Source organism: Bradyrhizobium ottawaense, assembly GCF_002278135.3.
Classification (GTDB): domain Bacteria; phylum Pseudomonadota; class Alphaproteobacteria; order Rhizobiales; family Xanthobacteraceae; genus Bradyrhizobium; species Bradyrhizobium ottawaense.
In genome coordinates, this window is sequence record NZ_CP029425.2 from 982749 (window position 1) to 1008371 (window position 25623).

Annotated in this window: 16 protein-coding genes and 5 pseudogenes; 10 read left to right on the forward strand and 11 right to left on the reverse strand. The window is 61.9% G+C overall.

Annotated elements, in window-relative coordinates; genetic code table 11:
- Positions 1-582 precede the first annotated feature (582 nt).
- Positions 583-991 (reverse strand): annotated as a pseudogene (locus CIT37_RS04635) (IS21 family transposase); the annotation flags it as partial.
- 140 nt (positions 992-1131) lie between these two features.
- Between CIT37_RS04635 and CIT37_RS04640 the strand changes: the two are divergent.
- Entirely contained in the window at positions 1132-2643 is a 1512-nt protein-coding gene (locus tag CIT37_RS04640; protein ID WP_011084703.1) for an ISNCY-like element ISBj12 family transposase, read from the forward strand.
- A gap of 1511 nt (positions 2644-4154) precedes the next feature.
- Positions 4155-4655: a reverse transcriptase domain-containing protein gene (locus CIT37_RS04645; RefSeq protein WP_244611394.1), complete on the forward strand. Its 501-nt coding sequence runs from the start codon at positions 4155-4157 to the stop codon at positions 4653-4655.
- Between the two features lie 579 nt (positions 4656-5234).
- On the opposite strand, the pseudogene CIT37_RS04650 reads toward CIT37_RS04645, so the two are convergent.
- Both CIT37_RS04650 and CIT37_RS04655 read right to left on the reverse strand, forming a co-directional pair.
- Positions 5235-6302 (reverse strand): annotated as a pseudogene (locus tag CIT37_RS04650) (recombinase family protein); the annotation flags it as partial.
- Between the two features lie 140 nt (positions 6303-6442).
- The gene (locus tag CIT37_RS04655) at positions 6443-6697 is read right to left on the reverse strand and encodes a ribbon-helix-helix protein, CopG family (RefSeq protein ID WP_223153759.1); all 255 of its coding nucleotides are present in this window, start codon (positions 6695-6697) and stop codon (positions 6443-6445) included.
- 194 nt (positions 6698-6891) lie between these two features.
- Between CIT37_RS04655 and CIT37_RS04660 the strand changes: the two genes are divergently transcribed.
- From CIT37_RS04660 to CIT37_RS04670, 3 genes are all read left to right on the forward strand, one after another.
- Positions 6892-7548: a group II intron maturase-specific domain-containing protein gene (locus CIT37_RS04660; RefSeq protein ID WP_233465599.1), complete on the forward strand. Its 657-nt coding sequence runs from the start codon at positions 6892-6894 to the stop codon at positions 7546-7548.
- Between the two features lie 352 nt (positions 7549-7900).
- Entirely contained in the window at positions 7901-9247 is a 1347-nt protein-coding gene (locus CIT37_RS04665; RefSeq protein WP_011084757.1) for an IS5-like element ISBj5_B family transposase, read from the forward strand.
- A 237-nt stretch (positions 9248-9484) separates the two neighbouring features.
- On the forward strand, positions 9485-9763 hold the full coding sequence (locus CIT37_RS04670) for an HU family DNA-binding protein (RefSeq protein WP_011091019.1): 279 nt from the start codon (positions 9485-9487) through the stop codon (positions 9761-9763).
- Here the strand turns inward: CIT37_RS04670 and CIT37_RS04675 are convergent.
- Positions 9760-9915, reverse strand: a complete 156-nt coding sequence (locus CIT37_RS04675; RefSeq protein WP_018646329.1) for a hypothetical protein — start codon at positions 9913-9915, stop codon at positions 9760-9762. The genes CIT37_RS04670 and CIT37_RS04675 overlap by 4 nt on opposite strands.
- Before the next feature lie 1318 nt (positions 9916-11233).
- Between CIT37_RS04675 and CIT37_RS04680 the strand changes: the two genes are divergently transcribed.
- The 3 genes from CIT37_RS04680 (at position 11234) to CIT37_RS04690 (ending at position 14503) form a co-directional block, all read left to right on the forward strand.
- Positions 11234-12709, forward strand: a complete 1476-nt coding sequence (locus CIT37_RS04680; RefSeq protein ID WP_016842696.1) for a coproporphyrinogen-III oxidase family protein — start codon at positions 11234-11236, stop codon at positions 12707-12709.
- Positions 12706-13917, forward strand: coding sequence for a hypothetical protein (locus tag CIT37_RS04685; RefSeq protein ID WP_095424573.1), 1212 nt, complete (start codon positions 12706-12708; stop codon positions 13915-13917). The genes CIT37_RS04680 and CIT37_RS04685 overlap by 4 nt, the downstream gene beginning before the upstream one ends.
- 82 nt (positions 13918-13999) lie before the next feature.
- Positions 14000-14503: a GNAT family N-acetyltransferase gene (locus CIT37_RS04690; RefSeq protein ID WP_011091014.1), complete on the forward strand. Its 504-nt coding sequence runs from the start codon at positions 14000-14002 to the stop codon at positions 14501-14503.
- A 413-nt stretch (positions 14504-14916) separates the two neighbouring features.
- On the opposite strand, the pseudogene CIT37_RS40150 reads toward CIT37_RS04690, so the two are convergent.
- Positions 14917-15411 (reverse strand): annotated as a pseudogene (locus CIT37_RS40150) (transposase); the annotation flags it as partial.
- Between the two features lie 9 nt (positions 15412-15420).
- On the opposite strand from CIT37_RS40150, the pseudogene CIT37_RS04700 reads away from it, so the two are divergent.
- Together CIT37_RS04700 and CIT37_RS04705 are read left to right on the forward strand one after the other, a co-directional pair.
- Positions 15421-15649: pseudogene (locus CIT37_RS04700) on the forward strand (ISL3 family transposase); the annotation flags it as partial.
- Between the two features lie 174 nt (positions 15650-15823).
- Complete coding sequence (locus CIT37_RS04705) at positions 15824-16276, forward strand: RNA polymerase sigma factor (protein WP_018646330.1); 453 nt, start codon at positions 15824-15826, stop codon at positions 16274-16276.
- Positions 16277-16600: 324 nt separating this feature from the next.
- On the opposite strand, the gene CIT37_RS04710 is transcribed toward CIT37_RS04705, so the two are convergent.
- The 6 genes and pseudogenes from CIT37_RS04710 to CIT37_RS04730 form a co-directional block, all read right to left on the reverse strand.
- On the reverse strand, positions 16601-17530 hold the full coding sequence (locus tag CIT37_RS04710; protein WP_011091010.1) for a DUF2493 domain-containing protein: 930 nt from the start codon (positions 17528-17530) through the stop codon (positions 16601-16603).
- Between the two features lie 723 nt (positions 17531-18253).
- Positions 18254-19156, reverse strand: a complete 903-nt coding sequence (locus tag CIT37_RS04715) for an IS110 family transposase (RefSeq protein WP_018646331.1) — start codon at positions 19154-19156, stop codon at positions 18254-18256.
- A gap of 361 nt (positions 19157-19517) precedes the next feature.
- Positions 19518-20585: a DUF7146 domain-containing protein gene (locus CIT37_RS04720; protein WP_011091007.1), complete on the reverse strand. Its 1068-nt coding sequence runs from the start codon at positions 20583-20585 to the stop codon at positions 19518-19520.
- Complete coding sequence (locus tag CIT37_RS40155; protein ID WP_354267522.1) at positions 20585-22645, reverse strand: strawberry notch C-terminal domain-containing protein; 2061 nt, start codon at positions 22643-22645, stop codon at positions 20585-20587. Before CIT37_RS40155 ends, CIT37_RS04720 begins: the two co-directional genes overlap by 1 nt.
- A 105-nt stretch (positions 22646-22750) precedes the next feature.
- Positions 22751-24911: pseudogene (locus CIT37_RS40160) on the reverse strand (strawberry notch-like NTP hydrolase domain-containing protein); the annotation flags it as partial.
- Between the two features lie 272 nt (positions 24912-25183).
- Complete coding sequence (locus tag CIT37_RS04730; protein ID WP_011091004.1) at positions 25184-25597, reverse strand: hypothetical protein; 414 nt, start codon at positions 25595-25597, stop codon at positions 25184-25186.
- Between the last annotated feature and the right edge of the window lie 26 nt (positions 25598-25623).

Sequence of the window (25623 nt, forward strand, 5' to 3'; positions counted from 1 at the left end):
GGATGCGACTCGGCGCCTTTATCGGCTGGGGGGCTTAGATAGAGGCGCTATCCCTGCGGCATCCGCACTGCCCCGTGAAGTTAGCCCCTCGGATCATAAAGGCTAACCCACACCCTGCTTTCCCATGAACCTTAATCCGCTGGGAGCTGAAGTGCGGTTTAGCGAGAAAGCCGCCGTGCGTGGCCTACCTAAATTGATAGGCCAGACTGAGCGACTTAACGCCGCTCAGCCTGCCAGTATTTCAGCCTCGGTCTTTTGCAGATCGATCAGGCCGCATTAAAAAGGCGTTCGGCCCGCTTACGATCAGTGGCAGCCGCATCACGACGGCGGGTCGGATTGGCGCTCAGCCAATCTATTGCCCGCTTACGGCCGATTGGCGTCACGATTTCAGACACTCCCGGCTCCCACGTCTCTTCGACCAAATAGACTCGCCCGCCCGCCCGCCCGACCAACGGATTCGTTCGGCCTAGAAGGTTCTTAGTGTTGTTTGAGAGTGTAGGGGCGACGGCGCGTGCGGGAGGCCCATCTATATTGGTCCCAAAGCCGTTGAGCTATGCTCTGGTGCGTGAAGACGCGTTCCCCGCTCTCGATCGAGCCGTTCTCATGTGCGATGCCCGCATTGTTGCGCGTTGGCGCCATGCCATAGTGGCCCATCAGCCCGGCGTAGCGCTGCGTCAGATCCTCCCGTGCGTCGGCGGCCAGATTGCGGAACGCTGCCGACAGGCTGTCGCTGCGATGCTCCCGCGGCACGCCGCCAAGCGCCCACAGCGCGTTCTGCAAGCCCGCCGTTGAGCGCCCGCCAGGCGTTGATGCGCCGCTCCAGCGTGCGGCGGATGTTCGGGTTCAGGTCATGATGCCGTCGGCGCAACTCGTCCAGCACGCCGATCACGCGGATGCCGGGCGCAGCCTTCAGGATCGGAACGATCTCGGCCTCCCAATACTGCGCGAGCGGATCGGACCGGCGCCGGCCCCTCGGCGTCTTCTTCTGCGCGCCTGGGTCTGTCCGACTTCACCGATGGCGGGCGACAATCGCCCTCGATTCCGCATTGCCTCGCCTTAATTGTTACCGGATCCTAAGCCGTTGCCTCACGTAAATTGCTCCCCTGGACCGGGAACGAGCGAGGGGCGGAGATGGGGTGGCTAAGCATGGCAACGCGGAAGGAACTGACGGCGGCGGCAGGCGTGCGCTATCGGCGGTCGGATCGCGCGAAGAAGGCGCGGATATTGGACGAGTTCGTCGACATCACCGGATTCCATCGGAAGCATGCGATGCGTCTACTTCGAAACCAGGAAGGCGTACATCCGGGCCGACGGGCGCGACGTCGGATATATAATGAAGCAGAACACACCGCACTCGTGCTGCTTTGGGAGGCGTCAGACCGCATCTGCGGGAAGCGACTGAAAGCATTAATGCCCGCGCTGATTGAGGCGATGGAACGGTACGGGCACCTCGACCTTGCCCCTGAGATTCGCACCAAACTTTTGGCGATGAGCGCTGCGACGATCGACCGCGCCTTGGTGCGGGTTCGAGAAAAATTGGGTCGCAAGCGCCGGCGGCACGCGGGGCATTCCCTGCGTCGCAGTATTCCAATACGGACTTCGGCAGATTGGAATGATCCGGCGCCGGGATTCGTCGAGGCCGACCTTGTAGCGCATAGCGGTCCATCTGCGCGCGGCAGCTTCATCCAGACCCTCGTGCTCACCGACATTGCTACCGGCTGGACAGAGTGCGCACCTCTGATCGTGCGCGAACAGACGCTGGTGAGCACGGTGCTGACGGAATTGCGCAAGCAATTGCCTTTTGCGCTGCTCGGCTTCGACACGGACAATGACACCGTGTTCATGAATGAGACGTTGAAGGCCTACTGCGAGGCGGCCAACATTGTCTTCACGCGTTGCCGTCCCTACCGGAAGAATGACCAGGCGTTCGTCGAGCAAAAGAACGGCGCCGTCGTGCGCAGGATGGTCGGCTATCGTAGGTTCGAAGGCCTGGAGGCGGCCAAGCTACTGGCGGAACTCTATCGGTCAGCGCGGCTGTTCGTAAACTTCTTCCAACCTTCGTTCAAACTGTTAGCCAAGCAGCGCGACGGTGCTCGTGTACGTAAGACATACAGCGCGCCGGCAACACCCCACCAGCGCCTGTCAGCGGACGCCCGCACGCCTGATGCGGTCCGCCACCATCTCCAGGAAATCTATACCGCTCTCGATCCGGTCACGTTGTTGCGCGACATCCGCGACGTGCAGGAGCGCCTCGCGGCGCTCGCGGATATCCAACCATCCGCCCATCCTGCTGCGGCATCACAATCGATTGATCGCTTCCTGGCAAGCCTGCGAACGGCCTGGAAGGACGGCGCCACGCGCCCGACGGATCGGCCAATCGTGAAGGCTAAAAGGGGCCGGCGTCGTCCCGATCCGCTTATCCGGGCAACGTCAGATTTGAGAAAATGGTTTGAAGCCGAGCCTTGGCGGACCGGCAGCGAACTGCTCTCGCGCCTGCAGGTGGAATATCCTGGAGACTATCCGAACAAGCTTCTTCGAACCCTTCAACGTCGGTTGAAATCCTGGCGCAGCGAGCAAGCGAATGCGCTGCTGTTTGCTTCAGAAAAAATGCCGCCAGGGCATGAGGTCACAACACCCCAATGACGTGCGAGGTGCCAGCGGAGGAGGCCGGGCGCTCCGAAACCCCGGCCATCTCCGCACCCGGCCTCCTCCTCAACTCAGGCCAGGAGCAAAATAAATGAGGCAACTGATCGCGCCCGGGAGCATCGATATGTGAGGCAATACGTCTTCCCACCCAGATCGTCGCGCTATACCGAGAGCCCGGCCCAACGAACTCAATGGTGATTGGCTCTCTGACCCGGCGATTGCGAATCTCCGCTTCCGCGATCAAGCCTCGGCAACACGCCGCGCTCACGAGAGTCGTTGGCCGTGTCTGTGATCCGCCGCCGCTTGGTCGATGCCCCTCACAATGACCGCCACGAACCTGCCTGTCTGCGATGATCGGTCGAGCCTCGACGCTTAGGTCGCTCTCAGTCCAGCTTCAAAGACGAGGACCGCGAGCACTCGGGGTGCCTGATCCAGTCCAGCCCCTTCGGTGTGACGCTAGCAGCTCCGCGGCAAGATCTGCCCTGTTGGCTAGGGCGCGGTCAGCCCGTGAAGTGGATGAACGCCGTGGTGCTGACGGCAATCGTGCAGACGGCCGCAGATATTGTGTACGAAGTCGGTGAAGGCATCGCCATCTGGACGATTCCATACGTGACGCCGTGCCGGCGTCGGTGGCGGGCTCGACGTAACCTCACGAATACCCTTCGTGACACGGATATCTTATACCGGACAGGGTGAACGCGCGGATGGAACAGTGTGTGATCGCGATTGATTGGCGCGACATTCAAGAGCGACGGCCGCAAAAGGTCACATTTTCTTTAAGAACCAAATGCAATCTGTCGCCTGATCGTCACGGCCGGATGTACGCCGTGGCATCACGGGGCCCCGGCTTTCATGCCGGGGTTTTTCGTTGTGTGCCGAGTATGAGCGACAGCTTGGAGGTGGAAGTCCTCTATCCAGCCTGATGGCGGCGAAGGATTAGCGAAGCGCAAGGGCGTCATCGTGAGGTGGGGTCTGAAGAAAGCGTGGAGCAAAGCCGCGGCCCGATGGACAAACACCGGATAACGAGGCCTACCCGGCCGGACGAGCGAGCAATTGATCGCGAAGTCCAAGGTCATCAAAGGTCGGGGTGGTAAATTCGGCGGGCGTGCGGTGAAGGCGGTCGGTCTTACCTCGGGAGGTCTGCGCTGTGTCTCGGCAACGAGACTGAGACCGTCGCAAGACGGCCTGACCGCAGCGCAGAAGTCAGCCGAGGGCGTAGTAGGCGGCAGCGCGCCGCTGAAGGCCTGAACGGTGGAAGTGGTCAGTAGAGCGGCGATCTCGTGCGAGCCATGCGGCAGAAGAATCAGGTCGAGCTGAACTTGAGCCCCGGAGCGGAGGGTGAAGCCCGAAGCGCCGGCGCCCGAGAGCCTGAAGCGCGTGCGGCGGAAGTCTGTCTCGAACGCCCGGCGGTCGCAGGACCGTCGATGGAAGACGTTGTCGAGAGTGAGAATCTGAAGGCAGCGTTGGCGCAAGTAAAGCGCAACAAGGGCGCGGCGGGCGTCGACGGGATGACCGTCGGCGAGCTGTTAGCCCACCTGAAGGAGCACTGGCCTGCGATCCGAGCCCAGTTGCTTGACGGCACCTACAAGCCACAGCCGGTGCGGCGGGTGGAGATACCGAAGGCGTCGGGCGGCCTGCGGCCGCTCGGCATTCCGACGGTGCTCGACCGCTTGATCCAGCAGGCGGTGATGCAGGTGCTGCAGGCGGATTGGGATAGGACGTTCGCCGAGACGAGCTTCGGCTTTCGGCCGGGGCGCTCGGCACATCGGGCGGTGGAACGGGCGCAGGCGTACATTGCGGCCGGCCACAGCATCGTGGTGGACATCGACCTGGAGAAGTTCTTTGACCGGGTCAACCACGACATCCTGATGGGACTGGTTGCCAAGCGGGTTGCTGACAAGCGCATCCTGAAGCTCATCCGCGCCTTCCTGAATGCGGGTGTGTTGGAAGGAGGGCTGGTCAGTCCGACGGAAGAGGGCACGCCGCAGGGCGGTCCGATGGTTCCCTGAACGCAAAAGATAACTTTGCGGTGGGGGAGCGGTCACGGAGCTATTGGCGGCGCCGGGCGCCTTTCCACCGGGAGGGGTGGGTGGGAGGGGGATGGAGTGGCGGATGACGATCTTGTCGTCGCCAACGAGGACTTCCTTCACGAGAAGGCGCAGCACGCGTTGGCGTTCGATTATATCGAGCGCGCCGACGGACGAGCGGAGGCGCTCGAGGAAGCTAGTCACGGATTCAGCGAGACGCAGACAAACCTCCTGCTCCTGCGATTGGTCTTCGATCGCCTGCAGCGCCGACAAGCAAGCCTGTTCGCGGCTACGCAAATCGGGCATGCGACTGCGCAGCTCTTCAAGTGAGAGAAGGCTCTCTTGATAGGCCGTGAGGAGACGCTCGATGCTTTTCCGGGAACGCGCAAGATCGCGGCGAAGCGTTTCCTCCCGGCGCTGTGTGGGATCGGAGTTGCGCGCCGCCTTGAGCCGGCGCTCAAGTTCGTCTTCGATGAGCTGTCGGTCTTCAAGTAAACGCGCGATCTCTTTCCATACCACCTCGTCCAGCAAATCCTGGCGCGTCGGGCGACTGTCGCAGACCGGCCCGCCGAGCCGGCGCCAGCCATCCGAGCCCAAGCAGCGGTAGTAATGGATGGTTCGAGCGCTCGACCTGGTCGAGGTGCGATAGAGCCCATAGCCGCATTTGGCGCAGCTCAACAATCCTTGCAGGGCGCTCGGCGTGATCGTGCGTCGCGGGGCATGCTTCTTGTTGGCTTCCAAAAGCTCGTTCGCCAATGCGAAGGTCTCTTCGCTGATGATGGTCGGCACAGGGATTTCGATCCACTCTGTGCGAGGAAGCTCATGATTTGCGCTATTGCGAGGAGCGACGCCGCCGCGCAATCGCAACGGCCGCGTCACACGCATGCGCGGCGCGATCCGCGTCTTGCCAAAGCAGGCCGTTCCTTTATACGCGGGATTGCGCAGCATCGCCCAGACCGTCGAGCGCTCCCAGCGGCCTGTTTCTTTGGCTGTCGGAATCTGGCGCTCATTGAGCAGGCGCGTGATGGCGCCGATGCTGTGGCTTTTTGCGGTGTAAAGCTCGTAGACCCAGCGCACGATACCGGCCTGTCGCTCGTCGATCTCATAATAGGCGGCAGAGTGATCGGTCTTGCGCTTGTAGCGATAGCCAAACGGAGCGCCGGAAAGCACGCTCACTTGGCCTTGAAGGGCGCGATGGCGCTTCCCTCGCCGCGACCGTTCCAGGATTTGCGCGCGTTCATATTCGGCGATCATGCCCTGAAACTGCAGCAGCAGCTCGTCTTCCGGCGTCGCTGCCCGTCTCGAGCGAATGAACAAGACTTCGACGCCGGCGCGCGCGAACTCTTCGATAAGAAGGATTTGATGCGCATAGCGCCGGCTCAGCCGATCGGGAGCGTAGACGAGCACGGCTTGGATCCGCCCTTCTGCGGCGAGGTCGCGCAGTCGTTCAAGTCCGGGGCGCAACAAGCTCGCGCCGCTATAGCCGTCGTCTTCGATCACCCATTCCGCCGGCACGTCGCAGTTCTGCTCGCGCGCGAAAGCGATCAGCGCGCTCGTCTGACTGGCGATCGTGTTCTCCTCCTTCTGTTTGTCCGACGACACTCTGGCGTAAATCGCGGCGGTCTTCATCTTCGCCTCCCGTCACATCGGCGCCAGCGCGCGCGAAGCGCACCTGATCTGGAACGAGAATTTCGTAAACCTGTTCAAGTTTGACGGCGACGAGGCGATCGAACGCAAATTCGAGTCGAACGTCGCGTTTTTTTCGCCGCTCAGCCATCTTCGCGGACAGACGCGAGATAAGCGGCCACCGCTCGGCGCATCACCTCGCTTGCCGAAAGCCTGGAAGCCGTCGCATGCGTCTGGAGTTTTTGGGCAAGATCGGCCGGCATCTTCAGGGAGAGCGTCACTGATGGCTGCGGCGCGGGAAGGAGCCGCTCCCTGCTTTTGGCCACTTCGAGATAGCGATAGGCCTGCCGCAGCGACAAGCCGCTTTCGCGCGACAGCACCAAGGCCGCCTCCGCCATGCCGATTTTCTTCGCGAGCAAGCGTCGCGCCGCCCTCAGCCGCTCGGCTTTCTGCGCTTGCGTCGATCGAATCATATGACATAACGGTATTACCTTTTGCGTCTCAAATCAACAACGGCTCTATCACGCCAGCCGACGATGACGCGTTCAAAGCGGAAGTTATCTTTTGCGTTCAGGGAGCCCTCTCGCCGCTGTTGTCGAACCTGATGCTGGATGTGCTGGACAAGGAACTGGAGAAGCGCGGCCACCGCTTCGTGCGTTACGCCGACGACTGCAACATCTACGTGCGCAGTCAGCGGGCGGGCGAACGGGTGCTGGCTGGCGTCGAGAGGTTCCTCGAAAAGCGCCTCAAGCTCAAGATCAACAAAGCGAAGAGCGCGGTTGCCAAACCGAGTGTTCGCAAGTTCCTGGGCTTCAGCTTCACCGGCGGGCAAGAACCGCGGCGGCGCATCGCGCCGCAGGCACTCGCCCGCTTCAAGGCGAAGGTTCGGGAGCTCACGCGACGCACGCGTGGTCGATGCCTCGTGCAGATCGCCAAAGAACTGTCGACCTACCTGATTGGGTGGCACGGCTACTTCGGCTTCTGTCAAACCCCGTCGGTGTTGCGCGTGCTTGACCAGTGGATCAGGCGACGGTTGCGCGCCGTTGCCTGGAAGCAATGGAAGTATGGACCCGCTCGCTTTGCCGAGTTGCGACGCCGCGGCGTCGGCCGGGATCTGGCGGCGCAAACCGCCGGCAGCCCACGTGGCCCTTGGCGGCTCGCGAACAGCCCCGCGCTCACCATTGCTCTGCCAAACGGCTTCTTTGCCTCACTCGGCTTGGCTTCCGTCGCGGCACGGCGACCCGCATAATCCGCTGAACCGCCGGATACGGACCCGTATGTCCGGTGGTGTGGGAGGGGCGGAGCCGCGAGGCTTCCCCCTATCCCGATTTCAGGGAGTTCGAAAGTCTGCCACTGCAAGACATTTTGGATTGGCCGTTGAAATCGAACTCGCCGATGCCAAACGCGCGCTACAAAAGAGCCGCGCTAATTAGTCGTCCGTGAAGAAGGACTAAGCCACTGATCGGGAATCTCGATTTGGGCTAAGGGGCATTTCCAGATTGCAAGGTTTTGATGCTTTGGGCGTCAGAACCTTGCGATTTGGTTTTCGTGGATTCCCTCGAAGCGGGAAGCATGATTCCTTGTCTGCATCGGAGGGAACGATGCGGCCGAAGAAGCACAAGACGACGGGATCGAACGATCTGTTCCGGGCTCGGCTCGACCAGATCATCAATATGAAGCACGAGCTGGTTCTGCTCGCCGGCAAGGTCGATTGGGACTGGATCGACGGCGAGATCGCGCCGCTCTACAGCGAGAACGGCAGGCCCGGGATCGAGACGCGCTTCATGATCGGTCTGCTGTTGCTCAAGCACATTTACGGGCTGTCCGATGAGGAGGTGTGCGAGCGCTGGGTCCATGACCCATACTTCCAGTTCTTCACCGGGGAAGAGTTCTTTCAGCACACGTTCCCGCACGAGCGCTCGGACCTGAGCCATTGGCGCAAGCGGCTTGGCGACAAGCTGGAGTTGCTGCTGGCCGAGAGCTTGCGGGTAGCGCACGAGGCCGGTGCATTACGCAGCCAGGACCTCAAGCGGGTTACGGTCGACACCACGGTGCAGCCGAAGGCCATCACCTTTCCGACCGATGCCAAGCTGCTGCATGCGGCCATCAAGGGGCTCAACCGCCTGGCGATCAGGCACGGCGTCAGGCTGCGGCAATCCTATGCTCGCATCGCCAAGGCCGCCGCGATGATGGCCGGCCGCTACGCCCATGCCAAACAGTTCAGGCGGCATCAGCGGCAGTTGCGTATCCTGCGTAGCCGGCTGGGCCGGATCATCCGCGACATCCGCCGCAAGATCGAAGGCCAGCCAGCACTGGAGCAGGCGTTCGCCCTCCCGCTCGGCCGGGCCACGCAGATCCGCTCGCAGCAGCAGCGCCAGCGCGGCTGGAAGCTCTATTCCTTCCATGCCCCGGAAGTGGAGTGCATCGGCAAGGGCAAGGCCAGCGCGCCTTACGAGTTCGGCGTGAAGGCCTCCATCGTCACCAACAACCGCCGGGCTCCCGGTGGCCTGTTCGTGCTGCACGCCAGCGCACTGCCCGACAACCCCTACGACGGTCACACCTTGCGGGACGTCATTGACCGCACCGAGACACTCACCGGCTGTCCGATCGAGCGGGCCTATGTCGACAAGGGATACCGCGGCCACGACGCACAAAATCCCCGTCGCGTCTTCATCTCCGGCCAGAAGCGCGGCGTTTTCGGTGTCATCAAGCGCGAGCTGCGCCGCCGCTCCGCCATCGAGCCCATCATCGGACACCTGAAGGCGGAAGGCCACCTCGGGCGCTGCTACCTCAAAGGCCGCGCCGGCGATGCCGCCAACGTCGTCCTCTCAGCCGTCGGACACAACTTCCGCCGCATCCTCGCCTGGCTGAGATATCTCTTGTGCCTGTTCCTGGCCCAGCTATGGCGCACGCTCGCCCGGCCAGCCTCGATCAATCCGGCTTCTTAACGGACGACTAATTATGACGAGTTCGCTCCGGCCATCACCCAGAAGAATGCAGCCAATCGCCGGCTTGCGCGCCAGACCCGTTCGCGAAAGCTGCTCACGTAAGCCGAATCCATGGGATAATTCGCGCAAGCGGCCAGGCCGCGTCTTGACGTGGCTGCGATGCGCGCTCCTCTATGCTTAGAGCGCCGAGGCTGCGCGCAGCCAATTGCAACCGACATCCCCGAGGAACGTCACACCATGACCACCGCCACTGAAATCGCCGACGAGATCGCCAAGGCGTACAATCTGCCAAAGGCGCAAGCCAAGGCCATCGTGGACGGTGTCTTCAAGTCTATCGCCGATGCAGCAGCGAGCGACGCTGAAACCAATGTGCCGGGCTTTGGCAAGTTCAAGGTGAAGCACACCCCGGAACGCGAAGGCCGCAATCCCTCGACTGGCGCGACGATCAAGATCGCGGCGGCGAAGAAGCTGACGTTCGCCCCGGCCAAGGCCCTCAAGGATGTGCTGAACGGCTAAAGGCAGGAGCGCAGGCCGGCCCCCTTGTCCGAGGGTTCTCGATGCGAGACGGGCCGTGCCTTGACGTTGAAGGCGAGCGTGCGGATCGGACCGGTCAACTCGTTGTTGCCGGTCTTCCGGAAGATGCTGATGGTCGCCACGGTGTCCTCCATGATCTCTGTTTCCGAGCTCGCACCATCGGCGCTAAAGCCGCGGTTAGCGCAGGCTCGATGATGAAGGCTTGGTGCCAGTCTGGATGCCTGGAGCGGCCCCACCGTCCTACCGATATCAGCCGCGCGTCAAGCGGTGTTTGGCTGGTCCGCCTGCGGCCATTCCGGTGAGTCGGACGAAGGCCGTGATGCTGACGGCAATGGCCCCGACGACCGAGAAAATCGTCTGCGAGGCGGGTGAAGGTATCGCTATCTGGGCGATTCCACGAGGCCCACCGCGATGCCGCCGTGCAGCGCTTAGTGGCGTCCGGGTCAGGGGATGATTGGAGCGATCTCGTCATCCTGTATAGCTATCAGCTCATCGGGCCCAAGCCGAGCCTTTGCAACTGTTCCTCTTCGATCGGGCAGTTTAGGGTTGCAGCCTTGGCGCCGCAGTCTTTCATGGTCAACTTCCCGGCTGCCAACGGATCGGTGGCCGCAACCGCGCAAGTTACGTGCCTGAATTCCTCTTCGTCGTCGTCGCTGCCTTCCTTGAAGATGGCGACCGTCGGATTGAGAGAGACTAGTCGCCGTCAGTCACGATAGGCGCTGCACAGGTGTGTCTGGTTCAAGCTCTTTTGTTCGAGACTGGACACCGAAGCGCAAGCCTCACCTCCTCGCGGTCCGGAGCGCGTGTTTGCGCCTGTTTTCAAGCAAGCGTTGCCCATCTTTGATGGCACGTCGCTTGCTGGAACACGGTGACCGATCCGCCCGACCGTGGCGGTCTCTCCGTCGTCGGCCCAGGGATTTAGATGAGACTTGCTCGACTGATCAGAATAAGTGCAATTGCCGCGACAACGTGGAGTTGGGGGCGGCCCGAACTTTGCCGGGCGCAACGCCGGAGTCGTTGCCGTCATCCAAATTGGCTGACGCTCAAGACGATCGGATCGACCTACCATTCGGCTCAATTAGTCCCGAGCAGGCCCGAACCAGTGTGGCTGGCTGGAGCTGTCATGCGGCATGCGGAGGATCCTGCAGGGGCAATCTCGGCATCGCCCAAGAGGCAAACGAGGTTTGGCGCCCTGCGAAAGTGGCGGCTGCGGAGAAAGGAGCGAAGGGAGGTCGCGCGAAAGCTTCGTGGCTCGGAGCGAATTCGCCGAGACCACCTCCGCTTCCAACACGTCTGTGGGGAGCGCATCATTCTCTCGACGAATGCTCGCGCCCGTCGGCGCCGCCGCGCGCACAATGTTCGCACCGACAGCGACATCCTTACGTCGTCGCCGAACGAACAGAACTGCCATCGCACCTTTGCCTTAACGCAAAATCCTAAGGAGCACGAAAGATGAGTACGCCGACCTATTCCGAGGCCCTGGAATTCGCGATCGACCGCTCGTACGACATCAACATTGACATGTTAAGGTCGCGCAATTTGCACCTCGACACGTTTAACGATTACCTGGTCGGCACATATCCCCCCCTTAAGGCCATGGGGGAGATCAATCCAGACATATTGTTGGATCGCATTGCGCCGTCGATTGACCTCTATTTCCACATCCCCTTCTGTCATCAGAACTGCACCTTTTGCCACTTCGGCAAGGAGATCAATCCTCCTCCCCGACGAGTCGAACGCTACTTGGCGGCCCTGGATAAGGAGATGAGTTGGTCAGACGCGGCGCTGGCCGGCAGCGCAATTGAGACAGCCTTCATTGGAGGCGGCACTCCCTCATTCTTGACGAACAATCAGCTCAAAGCATTGTTCGGTATGATTGGGAAGCGCTTTGACTTGTCCAATTCGGAGGTGAGTTTCGAGTTACATCCGTCTCTTGCCAAGCAGGCAGACGCTGCCGATCGCATATCTACTCTCCTTAAAGGCGGCGTAAACCGCTTCGTGCTGGGTGTTCAGACTCTAGATCGAGATATTTTGCGGATACTCAACCGCGGGCATGGTGTGGACGAGGTGATGCAAACCGTAAAGTTGCTGAAGGGGATGGGTGTCGAGAACCTGTCGCTCGACCTGATGTACGGATTGCCGCAGCAGACGCTCCGGAGCTGGTACGGCTCTCTGATCGGCCTCCTCGATATGGAAGTTGAAAAGTTCAATATATTTCCATTGATGTTCAAATCGACCGACCCCATAGCTCGTCACTTGGCGCGCGGACGATATCAATTCGCCGGGGCGAAGGAGCGCGTCATGATGCATTTTATGGCCGAGCATATGCTCACGAGTCTCGGCTACCGCCATGGACCGATTTTCTATTGGACTAAGATGTCGCAACCGCACTCCTTTCAACAAGCCCGAAAATACGATTCCTGGAACGATAATAATCTGGTCCCGTTTGGGGTCAGCGGATTTGGTTTCATGAGCGAGTGTCAGTTCTACAACGAAGTGGATTTGGATCGCTACTTGTCCAGGGTCGAAGCGGGCGAGAAACCGGTGTGGAAAGGCGTCGTCCTATCGCAGGATGATCTCATGCGCAGGACGTTAATGTTCGCCCTGCGAAGCAGCGGCGTGTTGCTCTCCCGCTTCGAACGGGAATTTGGCGTATCCCTTGAAGTATACTTTGCTCGCGAGCTAAGGGCCTTGAAGGAGGCAGGACTCATCTGCATTTCGAAGGATGGCGTCCTTTCGTTAACTGATGCCGGCACTATCAATTCGGGTGCAGTGTCACTGCTGTTCTTCTCGAATAATGTGCTTGAGCAGGTCGCATACAATGACGGTCGGATAGCAGACAAACGAACGGATCTTATCGAAAAACATGATTACTCGCCGGCGGCGAGATACGGCTCAAGTGTTCAGATGAAAGAGGTCTTTCAATGACATCGGTGGTGCGCCCGACTGCGGTCGATAGTGGTTCGCCAGTCGCCCCTGAACGGTCGCCCAACCGTTCGGAGGACATTTTTTCTCATCTAACTGATAGCATTGATCGAAGTGAACGAAAGCGTCCGCTTGGACCAGTGAGCAACTTTACCGTCGAACAACTGCCGCATTGTGTTGCGGAGATCCAACGTAGTGAACGACCAAATGGAGCGATAAAGGCGTTCGGGCGTAGCGTCAACGCAATGATTGGTGAGGCAGACTACAGCGGGCTGCTGTTGAGGCTGCCGCAGTGCGATTTCGAAATAGCCAAAACAGACATCCAGTATCTCGTCAATTGCACTTATCAGATGTCGGCCTTTGCCGGCCTCGATCCTTCTGACGCCGAATTGACCGTGGGAGCGGAATTAAGCCGCCTGGCGAGCTTGACGTGCCAGCGTCAGCCTAGCGTTGGTGTCCTCTCCTACGAAGACATGATCCTTACGAATCCGGTACAGAGCGACCCCCGCCTGTATTGCCTTGGCGCAGTTGGCGTCGAGGAGCGTGATTTTTGCGCCGGCCATCAACTGATCGAGAGCGAATTGCAGTCAGCAATGGATGCGCTGCTCGACTTGCGAGACTTAGGTGGCGCGGATGCTTCTCGATGTCTTACGCAATGCGTGGCGCGGCTTGAGTCCGCACAAGATGTTTTGACGCGTTTCGAGGACCATATGTCGCCAGAACTGTTCAGCCAGTTTCGCGCGTTCTACGGAAAAAATCCTTATAGGAATACGCTTGGTCCAAGCGGCCGTTTCTCGGCTCGCGTTGTCGCGGTCTCGGTTTTGCTGGTCGGCGAAGAGCTATTTCGTCAAAAACCTCAATTTTATTGGGATCTATATCGGCTGTCCGAATACTATCCGCAGACGAGCATTGGCAAGGTGTTCTGTTGGCTGTCGCCAGACAACATGGATGCATGGCTCAAGCCAGCCTGGCTCGAAGGGAAAGCGGACTTTCCAAGGTCTGCAACCATTTCGCCCGTGGTCGAGCGCGGCGGCCGTGAAATCGAGAGACTACACGAGGCCTGTGTTTGCGCGCTGGACCGATTTACCCGGATGCATCGTCGTGCGGCCCTGAAGCACACGGTTGAGCCAGGTCGACCACTTGTCGGAGTTGAGGCGTCGGAGAGTATTGAGGTCGTGCTTTGCCAGCGGCTATTGACACTGCCTCCGTAGGCCGAGGATTAGTATCTGCTCGGAAGAACCCGGGATCGTGTCGGAGCACCGGCGTCCGATGCCAAAGGATAAAGTATCATAGATGTCTAAGGACGAAGTGATCTTTCGTCGGTTCGCGCCAGCGGACACCGATAATGTCTGGCATCTGCATACAACCGCGTCGCAGGATGTTGGTGTATGTAGTCCGGAAGGGACATGGGGCGATGATCTACGGAATATCGGGGAGGTCTACATCAAGTCAGGCGGCGACTTCATGGTTGCGCATATCGGTTCCGATTTCGCTGCCATGGGTGGCTTGAAACCGCTTGACAATGACGTCGTAGAATTGAAGCGCATGCGGGTCCATCCCTCCTTTCAACGACGGGGGCTTGGAAGACGGATTCTTCGTGAGTTGGAATCGCGAGCCGTTGCGCTGGAATTCAAGCAGATCGTGCTCGACACGACAACGATCCAGGTAGGGGCTCAAAGACTCTATGAGAGCACTGGCTATGTTCGCCGCAGAGAAGGGATACTGGACGGATATGCGGTGATCTTTTACGAGAAGCGGCTCACCGGTCGGGACGAGTTCTCTATGCCAGGTAAGTAAGGCTGGCAGGCGCGCCGGCCCCCAGTGCTATCGACGGCTTCCTAGCGCAATACTATCATTCGGCCCTTTAATTTGCAGTTCAATGTCAAGCAATCCTTCTGGATTCGCCTGCGGCACGACGGTAGCGCTCGCGCCGTTGGCCGGGGTTGTGGAGATGGTGCGAGCGCAGCTGATACATGATCGTCGGCCAAGCATTGCACGCGCCCTGGACCTGCGGATGCCATCGCTGAGATCATGGTCCTTTCCGAGGTCGCGCAGCACCTCATGATGAGGTCCGGGGCGGACGCCTCAACGTCTGCAGCGGAGTACGGTCGAGCCGCCACCAGCCGAATGAATGAACGAGGTCGTCACAAGCACCGTCCCAGCGGGACATCGCTAGTTCGGCGGACCGTACCAGGAGCTGACAAACCGGGTCAGGCTTCCTTCGCCTGACCCCAGTCGAACGATGTGCCATTGACCCAGATGCAGTGAAGAACTATGGCGATCTTCCGCGCAATGGCGACCTTTGCCTTCCTCATGCCGATCCGCTTTGCGAGCTTCATGCCCCAGGCGTTGAGGGAGGACCATTTCTTCGTTCGATAAAGCAGGACGGCCGCGGCTTCAAACAAGTAGGTTCGGGGAAGCCGGCCACCCCATCGAGAGATCTTGCCAATGGTTGCGCCGGGCTGACTGCGCCGCGGTGTAAGGTCCAGATAAGCGCCGACGGCTGATGCCGATCGAAGGTGGGATGGGTCATCAATCGTATGTCGGATCTTTAAGGCCGTCACCACGCCGACACCAGGAACCGTCATCAGGCGGCGTGCGGTCTCGTCCAGTTTTGCCAGTCCGCGGACTTCGTCGTCGATCTTGTGGATCAACAGCAGCGGGGATATCACGCCGAGCAGTGGATGATCGCCACTCAAGATCTCGCGACCTGATACGCCAGCATCATCTGTAACCTGGAAAGGCACCGGATCGTCACCCTGCTGCCGGATCCAAGCCCGGCTCGCCCTCATCCCACGATCGCGATCGCGGCGGGGGATATGGCGAAGCTGCGGCAAAGGCCCTGCCGCACGCGGTTCAGGTCGCAGATCGTTGATGGAGAACGCCAGTCGAGCCTTCCTCGATGCCGTCCACAAATCGATGCGCCAGATCCGCAGCGCAATCGGGGTCACCGTCTCCGAACACCATAGGCAATTACCGCGGCAAAAAGAGAGCCTCGGATTTGTGAGGCTTGCCCTGATATTATTCAGGAATTGCGATTCTTACGGTAGCTGACTTCCCGCCTACGACTGCAGCCTCGAGGTCGTCACGATTGTGCGAGCCTCAACAAAAACACGCATGCTGCCGGGAGGAGTTGGCTGGAACGACATCCTCCACGAGGCGATCGCACGCGTTCTCGACGGCTCGCGCCCCTGGCCGCCAGACGTACCCATTCTTGCGTTTCTGTCGGGTGTCATGCGCAGTATCTGCAACGACCATTGGCGGCGTGCGCGGCTCGAGCAAAGGCTGCTTGTGAGCCGAGATGATCCGGACCAGAGAAGCTGGCCCGGTGACGAGGCCGATGAGGAGCCCGATCCGGAGCGGATCCTGGCCGCCGCCCAGAAGTTGGCCAACGTCTATCGGCTGTTCGAAGCCGATCCCCGGGCGCTGAAGATCATTGCGGGCATGGCCGATGGCCTGACGGCCAGAGAAATCTGCAAGGTCCATGATATGTCCGAGCTCGACTACGACACGACGCGACGGCGGATGCGGCGCACCCTGCTGCGCCATCAACAAAACTGGAGTAAGTGACACGCTAGCACCCCAGTCTCGATCTGGCCCGCCTGCTCGGAGCGCTGAGCGAGGAAATCCTCGCCGCGAGCGATGAGGAGGTACGGCAGACCTCCGCTCTGCAAGGATGGACAATTACCAACACCGCCCTCGACGTCGGAGAGGTGATCAAGGCCGCGCGCGGGGACGAGAGTGGGGGCCTTGCTCGAAATTGTGATCTGAACGAAGATCCGAGCAAACCCGGTGCAAGGCTGCGGCCGACGCGTCGGGGCCGCAGCTCAAATCGCACAATCAGCCGCATTGAGCGAGCCGCAGGCTTCTAGCCGTTAGTGTTTGCGGCAGCGCTTACGCGCCGCCAAACCTCCAGACCGGGATGCCGAGCTTCTTCGCCTTGTCGGCCAGATTGTCCTGGATACCGGTACCGGGGAAGTGAATCACGCCGATGGGTAGCGTCTCCAGCATCGCATCGTTGCGCTTGAACGGCGCGGCCTTGGCATGCTTCGTCCAGTCGGGCTTGAAGGCGATCTGCGGAACCTTGCGATTGCCGGCCCACTTGGCGGCGATCAACTCGGCGCCCTTGGGGGATCCGCCGTGCAGCAACACCATGTCCGCATGCTTGGCGTGCACCTGGTCCAGCTTGGCCCAGATCAACCGGTGATCGTTGAAGTCGAGACCACCGGTCAGCGCGACTTTCGGTCCGGGCGGCATGAGCACCTGATTGTCGGCGCGCTTCTTCGCGACCAGGAAGTCGCGGCTGTCGATCATCGCGGAGGTCAGATTGCGGTGGTTGACCCTCGACCCGTTGCGCGGCCGCCAGACGGAATGGGTGTGGCGTTCGAACTCGTCGGCGGCCTGGTCGCGCATCAGCTCGAAGGCGTTGCGTCGCTCGATCAGTGTTTGACCTTCCGCCGTCAGGCGCTCCAATTCGACGGATTTCACCTCGCTGCCGTCCTGTTCGCGCTGGGAGCGCTGCTGGGCCAGTTCATTGCCGTCGAGCTCTCGTTCGATCCTGTCGCTGGCGCGGTGGAAGACGTTCACCGTCGACCAGAGCAGGTCCTCGAGGTCGGGCTCAAGACGGGTATCGGACAGCTCCACCACGAGGGCATCGAAGATGTCGACGATGCTGCCGGCGAGGACTCGCGCTTCAGGGAGCCGCCGGGGATCGGGCTCATCGTGGAAGGGACGGTAGCCAAAGAGCTGGAGTTCCTGGAGCACTTGGTCGGTTGGGGATGAGCTTTGGTGCGGCTCGAGATCGTCGTCGTGGTCGGTGGTCATTGCGGCTTTCCCTGGTCGGATCGACCGCGCCCATCGCGGCCTCACATGAGAGTTGTTTGGTCAAGGCAAGAATGAGCGGTGGTGAACTCGAGATTATTGTGGAGTACAAATCGGACGCTTGGTGCCGGTGTAGGAGCCATCTTCGCCGTGATTGAACGTACCGATCTGAGCCATTTTCGTTTCTCCTGACTGTTCCTCGAAGCCACCCGATGCGGTCTCGATGGCGGTCGAGAGGCGATGGACGGCCGGCTTGCACCCGGAGGGCCGCAGCACAGCGGAGGACGGCGATAGCCGAGCTTCTTGTCTCGCGAGGAAGGCGTGGCACACGCCGGGGAAGAAGGTCGGCGAAGCCGTTGCTGGCATAGGCCGGACAGCGCCAGACCAGCCAAGAGAGAGGCCGCACGGTGGCTTCGTCGGCAAGTCTGCCGAGAACGACGCTGGCATTGGGCGCACCTCGATATCGTCGGCGCTGCCCCTTACCGGCCTGCTTCCCGCTCTCGAACCCAAGGTCTGAGCCGATCTGCTGATCCGCGCCAATGCACGTATCAACCTCACATCCGGTCGCCGCGCATGCGGCCGCACCAAAATCCCGCCTACGGCGGCAAAGGCTCAAGAGGACGAGACCATTCTTCGTGACGGCGTGCGAGCCAAGCCGCGATCCGGTCGTCCACCCTGGTTCCGGGCGAGCTGATTAGGCCCGGACCGAACTGGGAAGCGATGTTGTCATGGCCGAACGATGGCGCCTTCGATCACAACTCCGGCGCTAACGTATTTCCACAGAGCCACGATGAGCTTGCGCGCCAATGCCGTGATCATGACTTTCTTGAAGCGGCCGCCATTCTGGGCGACACGCTCGTTGAACCATCGGCTGAGCGCCGAGCCGGGCTGATGACGCAACCAAAGCCAAGCCATCTCCAGCAGTGTGGAGCGCAGGCGCGTGTTTCCGGACTTTCCGATTCCTTGATCCCGGTCGAACTGGCGCTTCATATGCTGCGGGAGATCTCGTCCATCACCGGTTCGCACAGCCTCGAACCGCTCGCGCCGACCACGCCGGAGTGGATCGTAATCGGTGACGCCCTGCGAGAAGAGAAGGCCCTTGATTCGGTTGCTATGCTGGATTCGCTCCTGCATCAGCACCATGCGTTCGCGTGTTATGCGGCGACGGTCCTCGTCGTCGGGCGAGGGCACACGCAGCATCGAGCAAACACGCGGCTCGCCTCGCTCAAAGGCCAGCAAGGCTCGGATGAGGGTCTCTCCATCCAGCCGGTCTGTCTTGATCCGGCGACGACGCCGCGAAACTGCGATCGAGGCGGCGTCAACAATATGGCTCTCGTGCCCTTGGGCCTGCAGAACCCGATGGACCCAAAAGCCGTCGAGTCCAGCTTCTTGAATGACGATGATGGGATAGGATTGGTCGGTTCTGTCCAATGCCTTCTGCTTCAGTCGGGCGAGACGTTCCAAAAGCCCCGCAATGTCACCACCCATCACTGTGTGACGTGACAGCTTCTCCCCCGTTCCCGGCACCAGCGATGTGACGAGCCAAGTCTTCCGGCTCAATTCGACAGAGACGAAGATTGCGTTCAGTACTTTGTTCGTCGTCTTGTTAGCATCTCCATTTAATTTCATCTGATCGCTCCCTTTTCGACGATTGGCAATGCCGATCGTATCGAAACGGACCGCCGTCGCCACTCATAGGATCTTCATGGCGACGAAAGCGGCGGGCGGAACGGACTTGCACCCGCAGCGCAGCGGAGGGCCGGAGCGTTAGCGGAGGAACGAAGGGGGCCGACTATTTTGCCTCGCGATGTAAAGGCGGCTCTGCCGCCGACGGAAAATAGTCGGTCCACGAGGTTGCCGGTCCGGGCCGCTTGCCGCCCGATCGCCCTCTCGGAAGGCCGTGGGGCGGTCCTCTCCGGCGCCGAGGGGAAGCAGGACCACCGGCCTCGCGATAACGAAGCGGCTGCGTCGCACCTCATCCCCGTTCCGGCTATGCCGCCAGCTCGATAAAGCGCGCGACGTCCTGCGCCGCGATCTGCACGCGGCTCGCGGCCCGAAGGGCGTCAAATCCGAGCAGACGAAGATCCTCGTTGAAGTCGCCAAGCCGTGGCGAGATCACGATCGCCTCGATCCCGGCCTCCTGCGCCCGATCGATCAAGGTCGCCATGGCGCCGTCACCGGCAGGATCGTCATCGCGGGCGATGTAGAGCCGGCGGAGCGTGTCCGGGAGAAGGATGGCTGAGAGATGCGCCGCCGATAGGGCCGCGACCATCGGCATGGTCGGCAGCACGCTGCGGAGCGACAGCATCGTCTCGATGCCCTCGCCGGCCGCCATGACCTCACCCGCTAGGCCAAATCGAACGGCGTGACCAAGCAGGTCGCCCATCGCCCGTTTCGGCGTGTCGATCAGCGCCTTGCCGAGCGTCGTCTCGCTGAAGCCTCCGGGGTCAAGCCAGGTGCGATGCGCGCCGGTCAGGTGGCCGCGGAGATCGGTGACGGCGGCGATCATCGCCGGCCAGGTCTCGGTCGCGCTGTGGTCGTCGGGCCTGTAGTAGCAACGTGGGTGAAAGCGCAGACTTCCGGTTTCGTGCAAAGCCGTAATGCCGCGATTGCGGAGATACGCTTCTACGAGTGTGCCTGCGATCGACTGAGACACGCCGAAGAGCCGCCGCGCCGCCTCTGGCGATCCGAGGGGCGCGGGCGACGTTCTCGACCGGAGGCGATTTGGCGCAGGCTCCGGTTCTGGACGCGGCAGGCTCAGAAAGCGTCGTGCCTCATTGGCGACGTCGCGAAAGTTCGTGAAACAGCAGCTCTCGCGGATCACGTCGAGGAGATCGCCATGCTCGGCCGAGGCAGCATCTCGCCAATGCCCAGCGGCGCCGGGTCCGGATTCCGGTCCGCTGAGCCGGACGAACATCGACCGGCCGGGCGTATTGCGGACGTCGCCCACCGTCCAATATCGGCCCTGGCGCCGCCCGTTGGACAGGTAATGGCGGCACACGGCCTCGGCGTCACGCGCAAGACGGCGGGCCAGTTCGGAGGCGTTGTCGCGGGCCATCAGGCGGCCTCCCGCTCGCCGATGCGCACGATCGGATAGTGGTCGAGCACCTTTGCCAACACGGCGGCGCCGGTCGCATCTGATGGCACGAACATGCGCAGCTTCCACGAGATGATTTCGCTGAAGAGGCCGTATGCGCGCAACCGGTCACGCATCACATCTGTAAAGCCGGACAGTTCGAAGCGATGGGCGCCCATCACGCGGACACGACGGAGCTGCAGATCCTCGGCGAGCTCAAGGACGGTGCGCCCCTCCATCAGCGCCGAGAAGGCTTCGTTCGGGGTCAAGCTGCAGGTCGCGGTCATGCAAGCGCTCGCGGCCCAAGCTGGCGAGACCCTGCGACCGATGATGCGCTCGCCAGCATCGGTCTGGAGCCGATAGACGCGCGTCGACTCGTTCGGCAACCGCTTCCAGATCGGCAGCAGCAGACCTGCGACGATGTGGAGCGTGCTCTCAGCGAACTCGGGAACGTCGACGACTTCGCCGTTCCATGCCGCGGCGAATGTCTCGCGATCCGTAGGCTGCCAGTGGCTCTCGTCCATCATCTTCATCGAAGCATGATGGTGCTCCATCGGACGAATCAGCCGCACCCGACTTTCGATCTCGCCGTCATCGAGCATGAAGCTCGGCGCCGGAATCTGCACCGCGGCGCGACCCGAGCGCTCGTTGACCAGCAGCACCGCCCGAGCATCGGCGAGATAATCGAGCGCTTGATCCAGCGTCATGGGACGGTTGCGCCGGCGTTCGGTGATCGTGAGCAGCCGGGTTTCCGCGCCGGTCGCAGGGTGCGTGTAGATCGGATGCCGACCGGTGACGACGAAGCTGTCGGCCTGTAGCGTCTCCAGGCCAATGTCGTAGACGCCGCTAGCAATGGCGCCTTCGACCTTGGCGTTCAGCAATTGCTCGAAGGCCGTGAACAGCAAAGCTTGCAGGCCTATCGTGAGCGCGAGCAGCCGGTTCAGGAACGTCGTGATCGGCGGTAGCTCGTCCTTGATGCCGTTTTCGTCGACGAGCTTCAGGCCCGTGGCGTCCTCGAACATCTCGAGCGAGCAGCCTTCGACCTTGCCGCGCACGAGCAGCAGGTAGAGCTGGCGCAGCGCATCGCGGGCGTAGTGGCTCTCGAGATTGTCCTCAGGCCGAAACAGGCCTTGGCCGCCGGTCTGGCGCTGGCCGCGCGTGATGGCACCCAGCGTGTCGAGCCGGCGCGCGATGGTCGAGAGGAAGCGCTTTTCCGCCTTCACGTCGGTCGCAATGGGGCGGAATAGAGGCGGCTGCGCCTGGTTGGTGCGGTTCGTTCGGCCGAGACCCTGGATCGCGGCATCGGCCTTCCAGCCCGGCTCGAGCAAATAATGGACCCGAAGCCGGCGATTCCGCGCCGAGAGTTCGGCATGGTAGCTGCGGCCTGTGCCGCCAGCCTCCGAGAAGACACGCACGCGCTTCAGGTCATCCATGAAGGCGGCGGTCTCTGCGAGATTGGCGGAAGCTGCACGGTTCTCGACGGTAAGGCGGTCACATCTGCGCACCACGCGCCGCGAACGGCCGGTCACTTCCGCCACGAGGTCCGTGCCGAAGCGCTGCACGATCTGGTCGAGCGCGCCGGGAACAGGCGGAAGCGACGCGAGCCGCTCGATCAGCTCATTGCGGCGGGCGACGGCCTCGCGGCTCTCGACCGGCTGGCCGTCGCGGAAGACGGGCCGCGACGAGAGATTGCCCTCGGTGTCGGTGAAGGGCTCATAGGCCTGCACCGGGAAGGAATGGGCGAGGTAATCCAGCACGTATTCGCGGGGCGTGATGTCCACGCGCACGTCGTTCCATTCCTCAGGTGGAATCTCGGCGAGCCGACGCTCCATCAGCGCCTCGCCGGTCGATACGATCTGGATCACCGCGGCATGGCCCTCGGCCAAGTCCCGCTCGATGGAGCGGACCAGGGTCGGCGTCTTCATGCTGGTGAGCAGATGACCGAAGAATCGCTGCTTGGCCGATTCGAAGGCCGAGCGCGCGGCCGACTTCGCCTGGCGGTTGAGCGTGCCGTTCTCACCGGTAATGTTGGCGGCCTCCATTGCCGCGTCGAGGTGATTGTGGATGACGCTGAAGGCAGCGGCGTAGGCATCATAGATCCGGCGCTGCTCGTCGGAGAGCTGGTGCTCGACCAGTTCATACTCGACGCCGTCGTAGGAAAGCGAGCGGGCGGTGTAGAGACCGAGCGAACGAAGATCGCGAGAGAGCACCTCCATCGCAGCGACCCCGCCCTCCTCGATCGCCTCGACGAACTCGGCGCGGGTGGCGAACGGAAAATCCTCGCCGCCCCACAGCCCGAGGCGCTGGGCGTAGGCGAGATTGTGGACGGTGGTGGCGCCGGTCGCCGAGACATAGACGACGCGGGCATTGGGCAGCGCATGCTGAAGACGCAAGCCTGCACGCCCCTGCTGCGAGGGCGCGACATCGCCCCGCTCGCCCTTGCCGCCACCGGCATTCTGCATGGCATGGCTCTCGTCGAAAATGATGACGCCGTCGAAGTCGGAGCCCAACCATTGAACAATCTGCCGGACGCGCGAAAGCTTCTCGCCGCGGTCGTCGGACCGCAGCGTAGGTTAAAAATAGGACGCCCTCGGCCAACCGGATGTCGTACCCTTGAGGGAAGCGCGAGAGCGGCGTGACCAACAGACGCTCCATGCCGAGCGCCGACCAGTCGCGCTGCGCGTCCTCGAGCAGCTTGTCGGACTTAGAGATCCAGACCGCCTTGCACCGGCCCTGGAGCCAGTTGTCGAGAATGATGCCGGCGGACTGGCGACCCTTGCCGGCGCCGGTCCCGTCACCGAGCATGAAGCCGCGACGGAAGCGGACGGCGTTCGGTGCGTCGTCGCGGGCGGCCGCGACGAGGTCGAAGGTCTCGTCTACCGTCCAGGCGCCAGCGAGATAGTTACCATGCGCCTCGCCAGCATAGATGACCGTCTCAAGCTGGGCGTCGGACAGAATGCCATCGCTGACGAGGTTTGCCGGCAGCCGTGGCCGATAGCTCGGCTTCGGCGGCGCGACCGAGGCCATCGCGGCCGACTGCACCAGCTTGGTCGGATGCGCCTGCGCACCGTGGATCCGGATCGATTGGAGCCGGTATTCTTCGTAGATGGCGTCGCTGAGGCGCGCGCCCTCGGGCGGCGCCCAATCTGTCGCCTCATAAGCGAGGTCGACGGCTTCGGGATCGGCGACCGACGCCTTAACCGGCTGTGCAGCGGCGCTCGCGAGATAGCCGCGCACGGTGCGACGCGCCGGCGAGGCTGACACGGGAAGCACACCGGTCGATGCGACGCTCAGACGAGGTGGAACGTGTTCGCCGATCCAGCGGAGCAGTGTCGCAACGTCGGGCGCCATTCCCGGCGACGCCGGGAACGCGCTCGGATCCGCGGCAGGCACTTTGTCGATGACGGTGAGACGCGTCTCGATCGTGGTGCCGTGCTTGGCATAGACCGCGCCGGCGATCGCCGCAGTGAACACCACGCGGCCGCGTTCCTGCAGTCGGGCGAAGGCGTCATGCCAGGCTGAGGCTTCGGGTGAGACGTTTGCGCCTGATATCGTGACCAGCCGGCCGCCATCGGCGAGACGCGCCAGGGCCGAGGCGATGTGACGGTACGCGGTGTCGGCCATCCGGCCCGAAACGTTTGCCATCGCCGAGAACGGCGGGTTCATCAGCACGAAACTCGGGACCACCGTGGGATCGAGGTGGTCGTCGATTTGGGCCGCGTCGAAGCGCGTGACGGAAACGGCCGGAAAGAGAGAAGAAAGTAACACGGCCCGGGTCTTGGCCAGTTCGTTCAGCACAAGCCCGCTGCCGGCAATCTCGGCGAGGATGGCGAGCAGCCCGGTGCCGGCGGACGGCTCCAGCACGCGATCCGCCGCAGTAATGGCGGCCGCAGTCAGCGCAGCCAGGCCGAGCGGAATCGGGGTCGAGAATTGCTGGAAGATTTCGCTCTCGGCAGAGCGGCGCGTGTGGGTCGGCAGAAGCCTTGCGATCTTTTCCAAAGCGGAAAGTCGTGAAGCCGCAGAATCAGCTTTGCGGAAGAGCGCCTTTCCGTATTTGCGTAAGAACAGGACGGTGGCGACCTCACAAGTGTCATAGGCCATCTTCCAGTCCCAGGCGCCCGTCGCATCGGATGCGCCGGAGGCCACTTCCATTGCGGCGCGGAGAAGCGCGGCGTCGATGCGTCGGCCACGCTCGAGATGCGGAAGGAGATGACTCGCGGCAGCGATGATGATACTGGCGCCCTCGGGAGCGCGAACAGGCGAGATCGGAGCGGCCGGGTCGGCCGCGATCGGGGAATGGTCATTCATGGAGGAAGCCTTCAGGAGAGCGGGAATGGGCGAGCCGATCGGCGCTCTCTCTGACCGCGCCGGCTCAAACCCGTCCCGGCCGTCCTCTCCCTCTCAGCATCAAGGCGGTGCCCGACATGAGAAACGGCGCCCCACCGGGTTGGCGGCGCGCCGTGTACAAAGCGTTCGTCAGTATCCGAACTGCCAGGACGGCTACGCCTGGCCTTCGTCAGCGGCGCCCGCTTCCGCGAGGTAGCTCGCATCGCCTTCGACGACGGTGACGGCGTATTTCGTCACGACGCAGCTCCTTCGATCGGATCATTTTCGCCCGCGAGAATGGCCTCGGCCTTCGCGATGGCGGCGTCTGCCCGCCGGCGCCAAAGCTCGACATCCATTGAGCCTTCCTCCGGAACGTGGATGAGTATTTTGAGCAGACCGAGCAGCAACTCGAAATGGCCGGCCTTGCGCTGGACCTGCTCGCCGAAACGTGAGGGAAACGCCAGGCGTGGGCCGCTATAGGCAGCGTCGCGGCCTTCCCAGGCACCGGTAACATAGGTATCGCCAGACGTTTCAACGTCCGACCTGTTGTCGTCCCAGCCCTCGTCGGCGATCGCAAGATCGCAGGCTTGGTCGAGCGTTTCGGCTTCGTAGGTTCGCTGCCGATAGATCGGCAAATGATAGGTCGTCTCGATGGTGAAGAAGGGCACGATAGCCTCCAGAATGCAAAAGCCCG